The organism is Actinomyces sp. oral taxon 169, assembly GCF_013394715.1.
GTDB lineage: Bacteria > Actinomycetota > Actinomycetes > Actinomycetales > Actinomycetaceae > Actinomyces.
In genome coordinates this window covers 2,318,786-2,336,639 of the sequence record NZ_CP058259.1, presented here as the reverse complement: position 1 = coordinate 2,336,639, position 17,854 = coordinate 2,318,786, and the positions used below count along the sequence as shown (strand labels likewise).

Here is a 17,854-nt window from a genome sequence, read left to right as displayed (position 1 = left end):
AGGGCCGCTGCTCAGCCTCGCCGAATCCTCTTGATGTGCTGAGCCACAGTGCGGAAGAAGGGCTTGACCGTGGCCTCAACGCGATCGATCTTTGCACTGATGTCGTAGGTCTGATACAGGACCTGTTGCATCGTGCCGCGCAGCTCGCCGTGCAGCTCGTCGCGCAGCTGGTTGATGCCGGAGCCCAGCTCGTGCATGGTCCCCTTGAGGTGCGCGATCTCCTTATCCTGATGCTCCAGCCTCTCCCGGAGGCGGTGGTAGTACTCCGCGGAGACCAGTAGGAGACCCAGGTTCTCGGAGTCCACCGACCCACCCTGCCGAGCGGCGGCCGCGGTCTCGGCGCCCTCCAGGGACTGGCGGGCGTAGCGGTCCCGGATGGCGAGGTTGTCGGTGCGGTGGTGGACGGCGTCGACGACGACGGAGTTCCCCATCGTCCCGTCGGCGGAGTCGCGGTGGTGCCAGTGCGCCAGCGGCTCCCCGTCGATGAAACCCACCGGAGAGGTTGCCAGCAGACGCAGGTTAAAGTCCCAGTCGGCCTGGGTCAGCAGAGTCCCGTCCCAGTGGCCGATGCGGTCGGCCACCTCACGGCGGATGAGCTGCGAGATCGGTGGGACGTAGTTGGCCACCATCGTGTCGATGAGGGTCCAGCTCTCCTTGTCCTGTGCCAGCGGTCCCCGGCAGCGCTCGGTCAGTCCCTCCTCGGTGACTATCTCATCGATCAGGTCACAGCGCGCCGCCACGGCGCCGTGCTCGGGGTGCTCATCGAGGTGGGCCACGCAGGCGGTCAGGAAGCCGGGCTCCCAGGAGTCGTCGTCGTCATGGATCGCGAAGAACTCGCAGGTGGAGACGGCCAGACCGTCCTCCAGGGCGGCCTCGCGGCCGTGAGAGGTCTCATTGGTGACCACCCGGGTGCGCTCCCTGAGCCACTCGGGAGCGCTCTCCAGAGCGCTCTCCACGGGCTCGGTGCTTCCGGCGTCATTGACGATGACGAGCTCGAGGTCCTGGAAGGACTGCGCCCCGACCGACTGGACTGCTCGTTTGAGCATCAGGGGACGGTTACGGGTCCGGGTCACCACGGTGACCCGTGGGGATTGTGTGGCGGGTCCAGCCATTGGGGGGTCCTCCTTGATCCAATCATGCGCTTGCAGCGTGCTTGACAGTACTGCCCGGTGACGCGGGGCGTCTGACGACGTCGGTTTGGTAACTGTAACGGTTGGGGTGCCACTGACGTAGTCGCTTGCCGCAATCAACGACTTCTCGCCGAGCCGCGTGCGCTGCCCCTCGTACGCTGACGCAGCTCGCGCGGCAGGCCGGCGAGAGCCTGAGTCAGTCCCCTCAGCACCGGGCCGCGCTGCGGTCCGCGCAGGGTACGCACTAGCGTACGGGCCAGTGCCTGCATCACCACCGGGGCCGGACTGTGAGCGGCCGCCGTCAGGATCCGGTTGCGGACGTTGACCTGGATGAACATCGGTGAGTCGGTGCCCGACGAGGAGGCGTGATCGTGGCGCGCCACGGCCTCGCGCACGTAGAGGACTCGCCAACCGCGCTTACGCAGGCGCCAGGACAGGTCCGTGTCCTCGTAGTACATGAACAGGTCCTCGCGAAAGCCTCTCAGGGCCTGCCACGCCTCACGCCGAATCGCGCAGGCGCCTCCGCACAGGCCGAAGACCTCGCTGGGGGAGTGCTCTCGATCGGCGGGCACCAGCCAGTCCCGGTCATAGCCGTTGCCGGAGGCGTCCACCAGGTTGCCCGTGGAGTTGACCAGGACCTCCCCCTCGCCGCGGGCAGCGGCCTCCTCATCGAGGCGGGTCCACCGCCCGGTGCGGGGGGAGACGAGGGCGTCCTGCTGCCCCGGGGCGGCCGGCCTCCAGCGTCCGGCCAGCAGGATCCGCGCTGTGGTCGCGGCCGGAGCCGCAGCGGACGGCGGGTCGCCCAGGGGGGCCAGGAGCGCCTCGAGGAAGCCGGGCTCGGCCACCGCGTCATTGTTGAGCAGGACGAGGACCTCCTCGACCATGCCTCGGGCCCCGAGGTTGACGCCGGCTCCGAAGCCCCGGTTCTCGCTCGACTCGACCACCGTGAGTTCCTCTCGGCGAAGTCTCTCGGCCGAGCCGTCACCGGAGGCGTTGTCCACGATGACGAGTACGTCCTCGCCTCCCAGCTGCTCACGGATGGAGCGGGCCGCCCGGATCGTCAGCTCGGCCTGGCGCCAGTTGACGATGACGACGCGGGCTGAGGGGCGCCTGACGGGCTGGGTCACACCGCACCCCCGATGAGGGCGTGATAGACCTCCGTGTGTGCAGCGGCGCAGGCCTCCCAGGTGAAGGTCCGGGCGCGCTCGCGGCCGGCCTCGGCCAGCTCGTCGTGTTCCGCTCCAATAGCCCGGGCGAGCAGGCCGGCGATCTCACTCGGCGAGGTGGGGTCGGCCAGCAGGCCGGCCTGTCCGCACACCTCGGCCATGCAGGTCCCGGCGCTGGTGACCACCGGGGCCCCATAGGCCATGGCCTCCAGGACCGGCAGGCCGAAGCCCTCCCAGATGGAGGGGAAGCAGAAGGCGCGGGCGCCGCGGTAGGCGGCCGCCAGCTCGTCGTCGTCGAGTCTGCCGGTGACGTGGACTCGATCACCCAGGCGGGTCAGCAGCTCGCGCTCGGCGGCGTCGTCGCCCCACCCGGCCGGACCGACAAGGACCAGGTCGAGGCCGCCGGCGTCGTCGTGCTCCTCGATGAGCAGGGCGAAGGCGCGCAGCAGCCCCAACAGGTTCTTGCGGGGCTCACGGGTACCCGTCCACAGGATGTAGTCGCGCGTGAGGCCTCGGGCGGCACGGAAACCCTCGACCTGCTCGTCGGTGACGGTGCGGGTGCGTACCCCGTGGGGAATGACGTAGAGACGGGCGGCGTCGATCCCCGCCGCGATGCAGTCGTCAGCGGTGGCCTGGGAGGGGACGATGATGGCGCTGGCCTCAGCGATGACGCGCTCCAGGCAGCGGCTGAAGTAGGCGTTGCCGCGCGCGGTGAAGTGCTCGGGTGAGCGCAGGAAGGCCAGATCGTGCACGGTGACGACCAGCGGCAGTGAGGTGGGGGGCAGCGCCCAGGTCGTGGCGTGGATGAGCTGGGCGCCGGGCAGGATGGACTCGGCCCGCGGCAGCCCCAGACGGTTCCAGGACTCGTACAGGGCGGTACGAGGCAGGTGGGAGGAGCGCATCGGCATCGGCGGCAGTCCGACCTGGCGCGGCGAGGCGGCCCCCTGGTGATGGGCGGCGATCCCGGCCACGGGCACCCGCCGGGCGCGCAGGGCCTGGGCGAGCTCGACGATGTAGGTGCCCGAGCCCCCGGGAACGGGTTGCCACAGCTGCTCCACCACCATGCCCACGCGTGGGCCGCGGGGGCGAGCCGGTGGACGGGGGCCCTTGGCGGTGGAGGACGCGGTGCGGGAGGCGGGAGAGGGGGAAGGGGCCGGGGAGTGCGCCGGGCGGGAATGATCTGCGCTCATGGGCTCAGAGTACGGGGTGACCGCGCCAGGCGCGGTAGCCTGCCGTCATGAAGGTTCTTCTCGATGCGACGGCGATCCCGGCTGACCTCGGAGGCGTGGGGCGCTATGTCGACGACCTCGTGCCCGAGCTCATCGCCTGCGGCGTCAACCTGGCCATGGCCGTCCAGCAACGTGATGTGGCGCACTTCTCCGCCAAGGTGCCCCGTGCCCATCTCTTCCCGGTCCCGCAGTCCATGGAGTCGCGCGGCGCCCGGATGGCCTGGGAGCAGACGGGGCTGCCGGCACTCATCCACCGGATCCGCCCTGACGTGCTGCACTCGCCCCACTACACCTTCCCGGCCCTGCACCAGGTGCCCGTGGTCGTCACGCTCCACGACGCCACGTTCTTCTCCCACCCGCAGGCGCACTCGCCCCTCAAGCAGAAGTTCTTCACCAGCGCCATCCGCCGGGCCGTGCGGCGGGCCGACGCACTCGTCGTGCCCTCGCAGGCCACCCGCGACGAGACCATCAAGTACGTCGGAGGCGACCCCGAGCGCTTCCACGTCGCCTACCACGGCGTGGACACCTCCGTGTTCCACCCGGTCGACGACGCCGAGCGGGCCCGCGTGGCCGCCTCCCTCGGACTGGAGGGGCGGCGCTACATCGGCTTCCTGGGGACCCTGGAGCCTCGCAAGAACGTCCCCAACCTGGTGCGCGCCTGGGCCAGCGTCTTCCGTGACTGCGAGGACGCCCCGGCCCTGGTCCTGGCCGGCGGACCCGGGTGGGACGAGGACATTGAGCCCGCCCTGGCTCAGGTACCCCGGCACCTGACCGTCCTGCGGCCCGGCTACCTGCCCCTGGAGGACCTGCCCGGATTCCTCTCCGGCTGCGAGATCCTGGCCTATCCCTCCATCGGCGAGGGCTTCGGCCTGCCGGTCCTGGAGGCTATGGCCTGCGGGGCCGCCGTGCTCACCACCCGCGAGCTGAGCCTGCCCGAGGTCGGGGGCAACGCCGTCGCCTACTGTGGATCGGATGCTCAGGCCATCGCCCGGGGCCTCGTGGTCCTGGATGCCCATCCCGAGCGGCGCCGGGCCCTGGGGGCCGCCGCCCTCGAACGGGCCGCCGAGTTCACCTGGAGGGTCTCCGCTCAGGCGCATGTCGAGGCCTACCGCGCTGTCATGGCGCGCTAGTGCCCACCTCTGAGCGGAGCGCGGTACGCCGTCTGTCCTTGGTGATATCAGCCAACGTGGCCGGTGTGCTCGTGTAGTGTTCATCGACAGGTTGATGACGCTTATGAGACGCCGGCAGAACAACGCTCGGTGGGAAGGAAGAGACGGCCAGTGAACGAGACCAAGCCCGCGCAGACTGAGGGGACCTCCCTCCCCAGTGCCGGGCGCGAAGAAGGGCAGATGCGTGGGCGGGTTCTCGTCACCGGTGCCAACGGTCAGCTCGGGCGTGCGCTCATGACCTTGCTGCCGCAGGCGGGCTTCGAGCCCACCGGCGTCGACCTGCCCGAGGTGGATATCTCGAATGCGACCGCCATGTCCTCCTGGGACTGGACTGGCTACAACATCATCATCAATGCCGCGGCCTGGACCAATGTGGACGGGGCGGAGACTCCCGAGGGACGCCGCCTGTCCTGGCGGGCCAACACGGTCGGCCCGGTCAACCTGGCCCGGGCGGCCGTCCAGCACGGCCTGACCCTGGTGCACCTGTCCACCGAGTACACCTTCGACGGGGCCACGGCTCTCCACACCGAGGAGGAGACCCCCTCGCCGCTGGGCGTCTACGGCCAGTCCAAGGCTGCCGGGGACGCCGCCGTCAGTGTCTGCCCCCGCCACTACCTGGTGCGTACCTCCTGGGTGGTCGGCGACGGCAAGAACTTCGTCAAGACGATGCTCTCCCTCGCCGAGCGTGGTATCCGTCCGCAGGTCGTGGCCGATCAGACCGGGCGCCTCACCTTCGCCTCCGACCTGGCGGCAGGCATCATCCACCTCCTCACCGCGGGCGCCGAGTTCGGCACCTACAACCTCTCCGGTGATGGGCCGATCGTCTCCTGGGCCGATGTCGCCAAGCGGGTCTACGAGCGCGCCGGCCACAGCCCCGACGAGGTCACTGCCGTCACCACTGAGGAGTACTACGCCGGTCAGGAGGGGATCGCACCGCGGCCACTGAACTCGGCCCTGGACCTGGCGAAGATCAAAGCCACAGGTTTCACCCCGGCTGACTCCACGGAGCGCCTGGAGGCTTATCTTCAGGGCCTCCTGTAGGTTGAATCCGACCGGTTTACACTCCCTCGTCCCCGTTTCTCGTCGGAGATCAGCATGAGACGTGAGCTCACCAAGTACTTACGATTGCCGACCCTGGGCCGCTCAGAGGCCGGGGCGGTGTCGTCACGTCGTCCAGCGGTGGTGGGCGGGATCCTCCTCATCCTGATGCTGCTCACCGGACTCGGGTGGGCGGTGTCCTCGCCGCTGGAGTCGTCTCCCGACGAGGACTATCACCTGGGGAGTATCTGGTGCCCCCGACCCGCGGATGAGTACTGCCAGACCAGCGTTGTCAATGGCGAGTCGGTCGTCCGGGTCCCGGTCGCTGTGTCGGACGACTCGATGAAGTGCTACGTTCTCCACTCGGAACAGTCGGCGAGATGTGCACTCGGCTACAGCGACTCGGAGATGGCGTGGTCCAAACGCTTCGACAATGGTGCCTACCCGATCGGCTACTACCACTTCCACCACCTCCTTATCGGCAAGGATGTACAGACCTCGGTCCTGGTGATGCGCGCCGTCAATGTGCTCATCGCCGTTGCACTTCTGGGAACCGTCGGCTTCTGCGCACCACAGCGGATGAGACGACCATTCGTGGCGGCGATCGTCGCCTCGTGGATCCCGATGGGTATCTACTTCATCGCCTCCAACAATCCCAGTTCATGGTCCCTGTCAGGTCTGTTGGCCTACTCCGCGGCAACATTTATGGCCCCACAGCAGAAGGGGCGTCGTCGTATTACCCTCGTGATCTGCGCAGTGATCGGCGCCGTGATGTGCCTGACGTCTCGATACGACGCCGCCTTCTTTCTCCTTGTCGTCGGATTCGCCCTGCTCTTCGCGGTGCCGTGGAGACGTGGAGGATGGGTGGGGCTGGGTGCCCTGGGTACAGTGGCCCTCCTTGGGGTCGGCACCTTTATGGCATCGTCCCAGGTGTCGAAGGTCAGCTACTTCCTGCGTGCTTTCGACACCTCCGATCCAGCGGCATCCGCTGACAAGCAGTCGTTCTTCGACAAGTTCATCATCGGGTTGGAGACCGCTCCGAAGTATCTCGGCGGATTCTGGGGTCATACGTGGACCCCGGGCTGGTACGACGTTCCTCTGGAGATACGCGCTCCCTATGTGCTCACCATTATGGCGGCCGGTGCTTTCGTGGCCATCGCCTTGCGTCGTGGCGGTTGGCGGAAGTGGACCGCCATGGCGATCATCGTGGGGGCGATGGTCCTCCTACCGGCGTTGTTCTACGCGAACGGGGCGATGGAGTACATCGAGCTCTATCAGGCCCGGTACATCTTCCCGCTGCTGGCGCCCACCTTCTTCCTCATGCTGGCCGTCGATCAGGATGAGGGTGCGTGGTTCTCGGTGCCACAGGCCGTTTGGGTCACCGCCTGTGCATCGCTGTGCCAGACGATCACCCTGCACACGCTGTTGCTGCGATTCGTTCAGGGGATTGGTGAGCAGTGGGAGGTCAATCTCAACAAGGACATCCAGTGGTGGTGGAGCATGCCGGTCTCGCCCATGGTGGTCTGGTTCTTCACGACCTGCTTCGCCACTGCGGCTCTGGGGATCGTCATGACGATGCTGACTCACCCGGCAGTTGAGAACCGCGAGGCGACACAGCACTCATGAGCACTGTGGGCGGGCGGCGCATCTCGGTGCCACCCGCCCACAGTGCATGAGACAGGAACGGAGCAGGCCGGAGGCCTCCGGCCAGGAGCCTCAGGACTGCTGGTTCTCCAGCAGACCCAGGAGGTAGGCGCCGTACCCGGACTTCACCAGGGGCTCGGCGCGCCGGCGCAGGCCCTCGTCGTCGATGAAGCCCATGCGCCAGGCGACTTCTTCGGGAGCGCCGATGTTGAGACCCTGACGGTGCTGGACGGTGCGGATGAAGCTGGTGGCGTCGGCCAGGGAGTCGAAGGTGCCGGTGTCGAGCCAGGCGGTGCCGCGGGGCAGGACCTCCACGGTGAGCCGGCCGGCCTCCAGGTAGGTACGGTTGACGTCGGTGATCTCGTACTCGCCGCGGGCGGAGGGCTGGAGGTTCTTGGCGATCTCGACGACGTCGTTGTCATAGAAGTACAGGCCGGGCACGGCGTAGTTGGAGCGGGGCTGGGCCGGCTTCTCCTCAATGGAGATGGCCTTGAAGCTCTCATCGAACTCGACCACGCCGTAGGCCGTGGGGTCGGCGACCTGGTAGGCGTAGACGACGCCGCCGTCGGGGCTGGTGTGACGGCGCAGCTGGGTGCCCATGCCGGGGCCGTAGAAGATGTTGTCGCCCAGGACCAGGGCGGCGCTGTCGTCACCGATGAAGTCGGCGCCCAGGACGAAGGCCTGAGCCAGGCCGTTGGGCTCCTGCTGAACCGTGTAGGACAGGTTGACGCCGAGCTGGGAGCCGTCGCCCAGGAGGCGGTGGAAGGAGGGGGCGTCGTGGGGGGTGGTGATGACCAGGACGTCCTGGATCCCGGCGAGCATGAGGGTACTCAGCGGGTAGTAGATCATCGGCTTGTCGTAGACGGGCACCAGCTGCTTGGAGGTCCCCAGGGTGATCGGGTTGAGTCGCGTGCCGGAGCCTCCGGCCAGAATGATTCCTCGCATGCTCCAAGCATGACCTATTGAGGCCCTCAATGGCGCCAGGATCGAGTGGATCGGGAGCTCATGTTCGTGTTTCCCGGCACGTTCCGCCCCTGGTGGCCCTGTCTGCGGGGTGTCGACGGGCCGCACCGATAGACTCGGGCAATGGCGCCTGACGGATACGGGGCGCCGAGACCAAGACCTGTGCGCACAGAAGGGGCCATCAATGGGGCAGATCGAGCTGGGCAAGCCGCTTGCCGTCGAGGAGACGCCGATTCCGGGATTCCTGCGGATCGACCTGACTGTTCACGGGGACAACCGCGGCTGGTTCAAGGAGAACTGGCAGCGGGAGAAGATGCTGGCCCTGGGGCTGCCCGACTTCGGGCCGGTGCAGAACAACATCTCCTTCAACAACGAGGTTGGGGTCACCCGCGGCATCCACGCCGAGCCCTGGGACAAGTTCGTCTCGGTGGCCACCGGCCGCGTCTTCGGCGCCTGGGTGGACCTGCGCGAGGGACCCTCCTTCGGGGCCGTCTACACCTGCGAGATCGACCCGTCGGTGGCGGTGTTCGTGCCCCGGGGCGTGGGCAACTCCTATCAGACGCTGGAGCCCAACACCGCCTACACCTACCTGGTCAACGACCACTGGTCGGCCGATGCCCGGTACACCTTCCTCAACCTGGCCGATGAGACGGTGAATGTGCCCTGGCCGATCGCGCTGAGTGAGGCGATCCTCTCCGACAAGGACAAGGCGCACCCCCGCCTGGCCGAGGTCACCCCCTTCCCGGCTCCCGGGGCTGAGGCCTAGGACGTGCGCGCGCACCGGTACGGTGAGGCGCCATGAGACGACTTGAGCCTGCGCGCCAGCGGTACGCCTGGGGGTCCACCTCCGCCATCCCCTCCCTCCTGGGCAGGGCCGACGACGGCGCCCCCTGGGCCGAGGCCTGGTACGGATCCCACCCGGCCGGGCCCGCCCAGGTCGCCGAGGGCGGCGTGCTGTCCGAGCTCATCGACGCCGAGCCGGAGCGCCTCCTGGGGGAGGACATCATCTGGCGCTTCGGGCGCAGGCTGCCCTTCCTCCTCAAGCTCATCGCACCCGAGCAGCCTCTGTCCCTCCAGGTCCACCCCAGCCAGGCCCAGGCCGCCGAGGGCTACGCCCTGGAGGACGAGGCGGGCATCGCCCTGGACCACCCCTGCCGCAACTACAAGGACACGAACCACAAGCCGGAGATGGTCCTGGCCCTCACCCGCTTCCAGGCCGTCGCCGGTTTCCGGGCTCCGCGCCGCGCCGTCGAGGTCCTGGCCGGTCTGGACAGCCCTCTGGCCCGCCGGATGCGCCGCACTCTGCGCCTCAACCCCACGCGTTACGGCATCCGGCAGGTCTTCTCCGACGTCGTCTCGGCCGCCACGCGTCCCAGCCCTCAGGAGATCGACGCCCTCGTCACTGAGATCGCCGCCAGGTTCGAGGCCGGCACGTCCCCGTCCCTGCGAGTGGACTCCAACGTCGTGAAGATGGCCGGCACCTTCCCCGGGGACCCCGGCATCGCCGCCGCGCTCCTGCTCAACCCCGTCACCCTGCAGCCCGGTGAGGCGCTGTTCGTGCCGGCGGGAAGCGTGCACGCCTACATCTCCGGTCTGGGGGTGGAGGTCATGGCCTCCTCGGACAACGTGCTGCGCGCCGGACTGAGCGCCAAGCACATCGATGTCCCCGAGATGCTGGCCTGCGTCGACTACGTGGCGGCCCCGCCGGTGCGCCCCGCTCCCGAGTACCTCTCTCGCGCCACCCGCGCCTACTACGCGCCGGTGGATGACTTCGAGCTCATGGTCACCACCGTGGTGGCCGCCGACGGGCGCCTGCCGGTCCCCGGACGGGGGCCGCGCATCCTCCTGGCCGTCGAGGGCGCCATGACCCTGGTGACCCAGGCCGACACCCAGACGCTCGCCCAGGGCGAGGCCGTGTTCGTCGGTGCCGACGAGCGCAGCCTGTCCGTCGAGGGGGAGGGCACCCTCGTCCAGGCCGACGTCCCCTGACACCACCGGCAGGGTCGGCGGGACTGAGCCCTGCCGACTCAGGCGGTGATGCCCTCCTGCCGGATGGCGGCCGCGGCGACGTCGTCGTCCGCCTCGGGGGTGAGAACCACCGCGATGCGCCCGGCGCGCCAGGCGACCAGTACCTCTTGGAGCATCTGGGCCGTGTCGGGGCTGCGCACCAGGACCGCACGTGAGGCGGAGCGGTTGTCGGCCCCCACCGATGCGCCGGCCGCCTCGACCCGGGCTGCCAGCTGGGCGCGCGTCAGGGTGGTGGGCCGCTCGCGTGACGGAACGGCGCCCGCCGGGGTGCCTGGAGCCGCAGGCGCCGCCCCCTCGGCGGCGAGGTCCCTGAGGCACACCGAATCAGCCGTCGTGCTCACCGGTGTGAAGCGGTCGGGATAGTGCATGAGGTCGGCGGCGCCGTCGAGCACGAGGGCGGGCAGCTCGCCCGGGTAGCGCAGCGCCAGCGAGGCGAGTGGGACCAGCGCCTGCGCCTCGGCCTCATCGCAGAGGCTCTCCGGGGCGAAGGCCACACTCAGCTCGGGGAGGAGGCGGGCGGCGCAGATCTCCGCGCTGCTTCCCACAAGCACGCTGCGCCCCGCCAGCCACGTACCGCAGGCCCATGCGACGCTCCGCCAGTGAGGGGGGAGCCCCAGGTGGACCCCGTCACCGGGCGCCGACTCCGATGTGACGAATCCCGCGATCTTCGCCAGCCACATGGACAGGACGTGTCCGGTCAGCTCGACTCGTTCGTCGATTCCATAACAGACGAGCCATGGCCTGTCGGCGTCCTGAGGGCCGGGGAGCAGTGGGAGCAAGGGATCTGGCATGACCCCGATTGAAGCAGATTCTGTGGCTTTCAGGAACTTCCCTGGTGGTGTCCAGCCGGTAGGGGCAATATGGGAACGTGTGTCAGGCGTCCTGAAATCCTCTGCAGCGCCGTGGGTATTTCCGCTGTCAGCCAGGCAGTGGGAGCCTCTCAGGGGTTTTGTAGGAAGTCGACATATGGTTCCATCCAGATGGGGATATTCCTTGATATATCAAGGAATGATGTCGACGGTCACGAGAGGGTGAACTTTCCCTCGCTGGCTTGACTGGCCTTGTCTCACACGCATGTAATTCTTACTGGCAAGAAGCTCGGATCGAAGGGAGGCCGGCATGTGGAACATCCTCGGCGACGGCCCACTGAAGCACCCAGAGGAGCCTGACGCGGAGGTGCTGTCACTCCTCTTCGGTGGCGGTGACGACGTCGATGAAGGTCCTCTGGCGTGGCAGGAGCGCGCTCTGTGCGCTCAGACGGACCCAGAGGCCTTCTTCCCTGAGAAGGGTGGTTCCACACGCGAGGCCAAGCGAGTCTGTGCGACTTGCGAGGTTCGTGAGGAGTGCCTCGAGTACGCCCTCGCCAACGACGAGCGCTTCGGTATCTGGGGCGGCATGTCGGAGCGCGAGCGGCGCAAGCTCAAGCGTCGCGCAGTATGACCCCCGCCGGCTCCACACAGGGAGCCAGTCGGGTAGGAGCCCTGGCCGTCGTCGTGTCGGCCGGGGCGAGCCCGTTTCTGGCGCAGACACTGTCCGCGATCACCTCACAGACCTGTGCGCCGGACGTCGTCCTCGTCGTCGACGTCGCCTCGCGAGCCAACGGGCTGGGGGACGGAACCCCGATCGAGGAGCTCGTGGAGAGGTCGGGGCTGGATGCCACCACCGCCGTGCGCGTCGTCAGAGCCAAGGAGGCCAAGAACTTCGGGGACGCCGTCTCCCGAGGACTGACCGCCTATGCCGGACTCGTCGCCGCCGGCAACCGCAAGCGCCGCAGCTCGGAGGTCGTCGACGGCGCAGAGGGCTCAGATGCTGACACCACCTCGAGCGGGCCGCGCACCTCGGTGCGGGACCTGCTGCTGTCGGGCTCGGGTCCCATTACCGGCCCCACCGGTGCACTCTCGCCGATCACCGCCTACGAGCAGCGGCTCGTTGCCCCCACCGAGGCCGCCCCGGAGATGCCGGAGCACCAAGTGTGGTTCTGGCTGCTCCATGACGACTCCGCGCCCGCCGAGGACTGCCTCGAGCGGCTGCTCACCGCCGCGACCAACGCCCGCTCCGTGGGAATCGTCGGACCCAAGCAGGTGGGCTGGGACAACCCCGAGCTGCTCCTGGAGGTCGGGCTGCGCGCCACCGCCTCGGCCCGCCGCGCCAATGACATCGTCCCCGGCGAGGTCGACCAGGGCCAGCACGATGACCGCAGTGACGTCCTGGCCGTAGGAACAGCCGGCGCCCTCATCGACCGGGCCGTGTGGGAGGAGATCGGCGGCATCGCCCCGTGGCTCGGCCCCTTCGGCGACGGCCTGGAGCTCTCGCGCGCCGCGCGCCTGGCCGGATACCGCGTCATCGTCGAACCCACCGCCGTCATCCGCCACCGACGGGCCTCCTACCAGGGGCTTCGCCGCCCCGCATCCGTCTCCCACTCCTCCGACGCGCCTCCCCGAACCGATGCCGAGGCCATCGAGGTCGCCCTTCCCGAGCCCGACCCGGAGAGATCCTTCCGGGCTCGGCGCAGCGCCCAGCTCACCAACTGGGCGGCCTTCTCCACCCGTCCCATCGGTCTGCTGCTGACCTGGTTCGTCATCCTCGGACTGATGCGGTTCGTGTGGCGCCTGGCCTCCAAGGCTCCGGCGCTGGCCCGCGACGAGCTCGGCGCGGCTCTGGCCGTGGCCGGCCGCGGCCGACGGATCAAGGCCGCCAGGCGCCGGCTCGCCCAGCACACCAAGGTGCCTGCATCCGCGTTGGGGCGTCTGTACGCCACGGCGGCCGAGATTCGCGGGGTGCGCCGGGATCGCAGCCGCCAGGAGCGCGAGCGTCGTGCCCGCGCAGCAGCCCCCAGCGAGCTCGAGCTGCGCGAGCTCGCCGCACTGGCCCGCAGCCGGCGCCGCACCCTGAGCGCGGTCATGGTGCTGGTGCTGGCACTGAGCACCTACGGCCTGTCCCGGCTGCTGCTGACCCGCTCCATCACCGGTGGGGCCCTGCCCCTGTTCAGCGGCGGCTGGCGTCAGATGTGGGACAGCGCCTGGAGCACCTGGATAGCCACCGCGGACGGCTATCCGGGCGGCGTCACCCCGTTGCTGGGCATCCTGGCCCTACCGGCGGCCCTGGGAAGGCTGGTCGGTCTGGAGACCAGCGCGCTCATCAGCGCTCTGGTGCTCCTGGCCGTGCCCCTGGCGGCGCTGGGGGCATGGTTCGCCGCCGGCACGATGACCCGGAAGGTGGTGCTGAGGGCCTGGGCGGCACTCGTGTGGGCCCTGTCTCCCAGCCTCCTGCTCGCCCTGGGCCAAGGGCGCCTCGGCGCCCTCCTGGTCCACCTCGTCCTGCCCTGGGCGCTGCTGGCCCTGGCCCGCGCAGTGGGCGCCGACCGGCGTGACCTCGTTCTGTCCGGACTGGTGGGTGCCCACCTGCTCACCGACGAGGAGCGCGCCGAGCTCGACCGTTTCTCCACTGAGAAGGTCACCGACCTCGCCCACCTGGACGAGGAGGCACAGGCCGAGTCGAAGGCCGAGGACACCCAGGACGCCGAAGACACTGACGATGCCGCGGCCACCGAGGATGCTGCGGATGCAGTGCATGCAGTCGATGCCGAGGGTGATACTGCGGGCGATACCGAGGGTGATGCCGATCCCGCCCAGGACGGGGAGGCCGACACGGCCGCCGCCCCGGAGGATGACGCTCATGACCGCGGTGAGGATGAGGAGGAGACCGACCCTGCCGTCCGCGCCCCGGCTGCTCGAGAGCCCGAGGTCGACCTGCCCCCCACGGAGAAGTACGGCCACGGGTCGGCAACGGCCGCCGCAGTCGCAGGACTGCTGCTGAGCGTCGTCGTCGCGGCCATCCCGGCCACCGCCGCCGTGCTGGCCGTCATCATCCTGCTGCTGTCGGTGACCACGCGACGCGGCTTCAAGCTCGTCCTCACCCTGGTCCCCATGCTGGTCACCGCCGCCCCGGCCTGGTGGGGCGCCTGGCTCCTGGGCCACCGGGCGGGCTGGGCCGAGGGGGTCCGGCTGCTGCTGACCGACATCGGCCTGCCCGTCTCCGCGCCGGCGCCGAGCAGCCTCGACCTGCTGGTCGGCTCCCCGATGGACCTGGATGCCCTCGTGTCCTCCGGGGCCCTGAGCGTCCTGCTGCGGGTGCTGCTGGCGCTGGTCCCGGTCCTGGGCGTCGTCGGGCTCTTCTTCTCCCGGCGCGTCCGGGTGGCCCGCACCGGCATCCTTCTGGCCCTGGGCGGCCTCATCCTGGCCGGGCTCTGCCTGCGCACCCCGACCGGGCTGGGCCCGGACGTCGCCGGAAGCGGCCTGGCCCCCGTCAACGGATGGTCCGGGGCCGGTCTGTCCCTGGCGCTGAGCGGCTTCCTCACAGCGGCCCTGACCGCCGGCGAGACCATCTGGGACCTGCTCGGTCAGCGGTCCAGAGGCGGCCGTCGCGCCCTGGAGCGCAGGGGCCGGAAGGATACCGACGCGGCCTCCTCCTCGGCCGCAGACCTGACGGCGAGGCGGAAGCGATCGCGCCGCCTCAAGGCGGCCTTCACGACCGCGGCCTGCCTCGTCCTGCTCGCCCCGGTGGTGGTCGGTGGCATCTGGTCCTACCAGGCTCACCGCGCCAGCAACCCGCGGGTCCTGGCGCTGCACTCCACGCCCCAGCAGATCCCGCTCATCGCCGAGCAGTTCCAGGGCTCGGAGGCGGCCGGACGAGTTCTCAGACTCACCTCCACGCCGCAGGGGCTCCAGGCCACCATCTGGCGCGGGCCCGGCACCCAGATCAGCGACGTCCTGCCCGGAGCGGTCAATGTCGAGGCGCGCACCCGTGCCGCCGCGGCACTGGCCGACCCCGGGCTCAAGCCCGGCAAGGACGCTCGGCCGGCCAGGCCCAGGAGCGCAGCGGCAGGTCAGGCACTCGTCCTGGACGACCCCGCCGACGTCGAGCTCGCCCAGATCGTCACCCGCGCCACCGCCGGACAGGACAAGGGGGCCGCCGACGCCCTGGCGGCCCACGGCATCGCCGTCGTCGTGCTCGATCACCAGGAGGGCGACGCCGTCACCGCCGAGGCCCGCGTGGGCCTGGCCTCGACGCCGGGACTGGAGCAGCTCGCCCAGACCGCCTCGGGCAACTCCTGGAGGGTCACGTCCTCGGCGCACCCCGACTCGGCCCGCCTGAGCCTCCTGGACGCCGGCGGTGTGGTCACCCCCGTCGCGTCCACCGGTACCGGTTCGGGGACCCGCACTGAGATTCCCGCCGGAGCCGGCCCCCGCACCCTCGTCATGGTGGAGCGCTCCGACGCCGGCTGGAGCGCCACCCTCGATGGCCGGCGCCTTGAGGCCACCACGGTTCGCGCCCAGGACGGCAGCTGGAAGCAGGGCTTCACCGTCGGCTCAGAGGGCGGGGAGCTGGTGGTCACCCACACCCGCAGGTCCACGGCCGCCGCGACCTACACGATCTGGGCAGTCTGGGCCCTGACTCTGGTGGCGGCACTTCCCCTGCGACGCGGAAAGGAGATGGCCTCATGACGCAGCCCCGTCAGGACGACGCCGACAGCCAGCAGGAGTCAGTGGAGACGTCCGAGACCCAGCCCCCGCAGCACGAACCGACCAGCCCGGACCCGCAGCAGGCCGACGACGAGACCGCCTCCGCGGAGAAGACCGACAACGACACCGCGGATGAGATCGCGGACGAGACCGTGGACAAGGCCGCAGACGAGGAGGCGGATCAGGAGGCGGACGAAGGCGCTGACAGCCCCGCCGACCAGGACTCAGGCAGCGCCTCCACCGGCGAGGCCGCAGACGACGCCTCCCGCACCGATGCCGAGGACGCAGCCGACACCGATGCCGAGGCGTCGGATGACACCGATGCCGAGACGGTGGATGAGACTGACGCTCCCTCCACCACCTCCTCCCCGAGGCGTCGGAGGAAGTCCGCCAGCACCAGGCGGCACCGCCGGTCGCTGGGGCAGACGATCTCCCGCGGCGTCGGTGTCCTGACCTCGCTCGCGCTGGCCGCGGCCGTCGGAGGCGTCACCTGGTGGGGGTACACCGCACCGACCACACCGACCCCGCAGCTGCAGGCCCTGAGCCTGGCCCAGCCCGGAGGCGCCACCACCTACGTCTGCCCGCACGCGCCCACCAATACATTGCGGGGCACCGACGTGGGCGCCATGGAGTCCGCCACCGCCATCGTCCCGGCCAAGGGAGACGGGGCCGCCAAGTCGGCCACCTATGCCGGTCGGAGCATCCCCACCGACACGGCCACCTCCATGAGTACCGCCGAGGGCGGCATCCTCACCCTCGCGCCCGCTGACGGCCGGGTGGCCAACGCCGTCGGGGCGGTGACGACTCTGACCAAGAACGGTGACCTGCGGGGGCTCACCGCCGCCCCCTGCACCCAGCTGTCCGCCATGTCCTGGATCGTGGGCGGCTCCATCGCGGCAGGATCCTCGGCCGAGCTGCGACTGGTCAACCCCGGCGTCACCCCCGCCACCGCGAAGGTCACCCTCTACGGTTCCATCGGCCGGCTCAGCCTGCCCAGCAACGGGGAGATCACCGTGCCCGCGGGCGGCTCCTCCTCCCTGGCCCTGGAGACGAAGGGCAGCCAGGACCCGCGCATCGCCGTATCCGTCGAGGCCGACGGCGGCTCCGTGGTGCCCACCCTCGTCACCGAGTCCCTCGACGGGGAGACCCCCGCCGGCACCGACGTCATCACCCCGGGAGCCGCTCCGGCCACCGACCTCGTGATTCCCGGCGTGGAGATCGTCGAGCCGGCCGCACAGGGCGAGGTTGCCGACGCCAAGACCGGTGCGGACTCCTCCGACACCCCGGCCGTGCGCATCATCAACCCTGGTGCGGCCCCGGCGACCGTGTCGGTGACCATGCTCGGCAAGGACGGGGCCCGTCCGCTGAGCGGGGCGCAGTCCGTGACCATCGACGCCGGCTCCGTCTTCGACATCCAGCTGGCCGGCGTGCCCGCGGGCACCTACGGCGTGCAGGTCACGTCGAACACGCCAGTGGGAGCCGCTGTCCGCATGGTGCGCAGCGGCGGTGAGTACCCCGCGCGCTCCAAGGCCCTCGTCCACGACCAGGCCTGGGCGCAGGCCGCGCTGCCCGGAGCCGCGGACTCCGGCCTGCTGGCGGTGCCGCGCGCGACCTCCCTGAGCTCGGCGGTCACCGTGGCCAACAGCGGTGAGACCACCTCGGTGACCCTGTCCTCCCTCGACGGCTCCTGGAAGCAGGACGTCAAGGTCGCCAAGGGCAGCTCCAGCGTCGTCGAGGTGCCGGCCAAGGTCTCCGCCGTCCGCCTGAACACGGCCGGTCAGAAGGGCTCATCGGGGGCCTCGCACACCTCCAGCGGCCTGGCCGCCGCAACCATCGTGACCGCGCAGGCCGGTGGAGACCTGGCAGGCACGCTCATCTCCACCGTGCCGGCTCAGCCCGACGCCACCGTTCAGGCCCAGCGCCGCATCCTGCTGGACTGACGACACCGGGCCCCGGGCGGGGGAG

The 17,854-nt window shown here is 69.9% G+C and carries 13 protein-coding genes; 8 read left to right on the top strand and 5 right to left on the bottom strand.

The window, feature by feature from the left end; genetic code table 11:
* Positions 1 to 11: 11 nt before the first annotated feature.
* The 3 genes from HW274_RS09845 to HW274_RS09835 all read right to left on the bottom strand — a co-directional run bounded on the left by HW274_RS09845 (position 12) and on the right by HW274_RS09835 (position 3,366).
* Entirely contained in the window at positions 12 to 1,112 is a 1,101-nt protein-coding gene (locus HW274_RS09845; RefSeq protein WP_185988725.1) for a glycosyltransferase family A protein, read from the bottom strand.
* A 134-nt stretch (positions 1,113 to 1,246) separates the two neighbouring features.
* Positions 1,247 to 2,257, bottom strand: coding sequence for a glycosyltransferase family 2 protein (locus HW274_RS09840; RefSeq protein ID WP_185988724.1), 1,011 nt, complete (start codon positions 2,255 to 2,257; stop codon positions 1,247 to 1,249).
* A complete protein-coding gene (locus tag HW274_RS09835; protein ID WP_075254632.1) occupies positions 2,254 to 3,366 on the bottom strand; it encodes a glycosyltransferase family 1 protein in 1,113 nt (370 codons plus the stop codon). The genes HW274_RS09840 and HW274_RS09835 overlap by 4 nt, the downstream gene beginning before the upstream one ends.
* 167 nt (positions 3,367 to 3,533) lie before the next feature.
* On the opposite strand from HW274_RS09835, the gene HW274_RS09830 reads away from it, so the two are divergent.
* The 3 genes from HW274_RS09830 to HW274_RS09820 all read left to right on the top strand — a co-directional run bounded on the left by HW274_RS09830 (position 3,534) and on the right by HW274_RS09820 (position 7,358).
* Positions 3,534 to 4,655 (top strand): glycosyltransferase family 1 protein, encoded by a 1,122-nt coding sequence (locus HW274_RS09830; RefSeq protein WP_185988723.1) that lies wholly within the window; start codon positions 3,534 to 3,536, stop codon positions 4,653 to 4,655.
* Between the two features lie 150 nt (positions 4,656 to 4,805).
* Positions 4,806 to 5,735: an NAD(P)-dependent oxidoreductase gene (locus HW274_RS09825; protein WP_185988722.1), complete on the top strand. Its 930-nt coding sequence runs from the start codon at positions 4,806 to 4,808 to the stop codon at positions 5,733 to 5,735.
* Positions 5,736 to 5,789: 54 nt separating this feature from the next.
* Positions 5,790 to 7,358 (top strand): DUF2142 domain-containing protein, encoded by a 1,569-nt coding sequence (locus tag HW274_RS09820; RefSeq protein ID WP_075414584.1) that lies wholly within the window; start codon positions 5,790 to 5,792, stop codon positions 7,356 to 7,358.
* A gap of 90 nt (positions 7,359 to 7,448) precedes the next feature.
* On the opposite strand, the gene rfbA is transcribed toward HW274_RS09820, so the two are convergent.
* Complete coding sequence (gene rfbA / locus HW274_RS09815) at positions 7,449 to 8,321, bottom strand: glucose-1-phosphate thymidylyltransferase RfbA (RefSeq protein ID WP_009747944.1); 873 nt, start codon at positions 8,319 to 8,321, stop codon at positions 7,449 to 7,451.
* A gap of 202 nt (positions 8,322 to 8,523) precedes the next feature.
* On the opposite strand from rfbA, the gene HW274_RS09810 reads away from it, so the two are divergent.
* Both HW274_RS09810 and manA read left to right on the top strand, forming a co-directional pair.
* Entirely contained in the window at positions 8,524 to 9,105 is a 582-nt protein-coding gene (locus tag HW274_RS09810; RefSeq protein ID WP_075405255.1) for a dTDP-4-dehydrorhamnose 3,5-epimerase family protein, read from the top strand.
* 32 nt (positions 9,106 to 9,137) lie between these two features.
* Positions 9,138 to 10,328, top strand: a complete 1,191-nt coding sequence (manA, locus tag HW274_RS09805) for a mannose-6-phosphate isomerase, class I (RefSeq protein ID WP_075254626.1) — start codon at positions 9,138 to 9,140, stop codon at positions 10,326 to 10,328.
* A gap of 38 nt (positions 10,329 to 10,366) precedes the next feature.
* Here the strand turns inward: manA and HW274_RS09800 are convergent, their stop codons facing one another.
* Complete coding sequence (locus HW274_RS09800; RefSeq protein WP_075254625.1) at positions 10,367 to 11,158, bottom strand: TIGR03089 family protein; 792 nt, start codon at positions 11,156 to 11,158, stop codon at positions 10,367 to 10,369.
* A 328-nt stretch (positions 11,159 to 11,486) separates the two neighbouring features.
* Here HW274_RS09800 and HW274_RS09795 point away from each other — a divergent pair, with 328 nt between their 5' ends.
* The 3 genes from HW274_RS09795 to HW274_RS09785 are packed head-to-tail and all read left to right on the top strand — an operon-like array spanning position 11,487 to position 17,829.
* Positions 11,487 to 11,807 (top strand): WhiB family transcriptional regulator, encoded by a 321-nt coding sequence (locus HW274_RS09795; protein WP_003787027.1) that lies wholly within the window; start codon positions 11,487 to 11,489, stop codon positions 11,805 to 11,807.
* Positions 11,804 to 15,871, top strand: a complete 4,068-nt coding sequence (locus HW274_RS09790) for a glycosyltransferase (protein WP_075254624.1) — start codon at positions 11,804 to 11,806, stop codon at positions 15,869 to 15,871. The genes HW274_RS09795 and HW274_RS09790 overlap by 4 nt, the downstream gene beginning before the upstream one ends.
* Positions 15,868 to 17,829 carry a DUF5719 family protein gene (locus HW274_RS09785; RefSeq protein ID WP_185988721.1) on the top strand — a complete coding sequence of 654 codons (1,962 nt, stop codon included), beginning with the start codon at positions 15,868 to 15,870 and terminating at the stop codon, positions 17,827 to 17,829. Before HW274_RS09790 ends, HW274_RS09785 begins: the two co-directional genes overlap by 4 nt.
* The last annotated feature ends 25 nt before the right edge of the window (positions 17,830 to 17,854 follow it).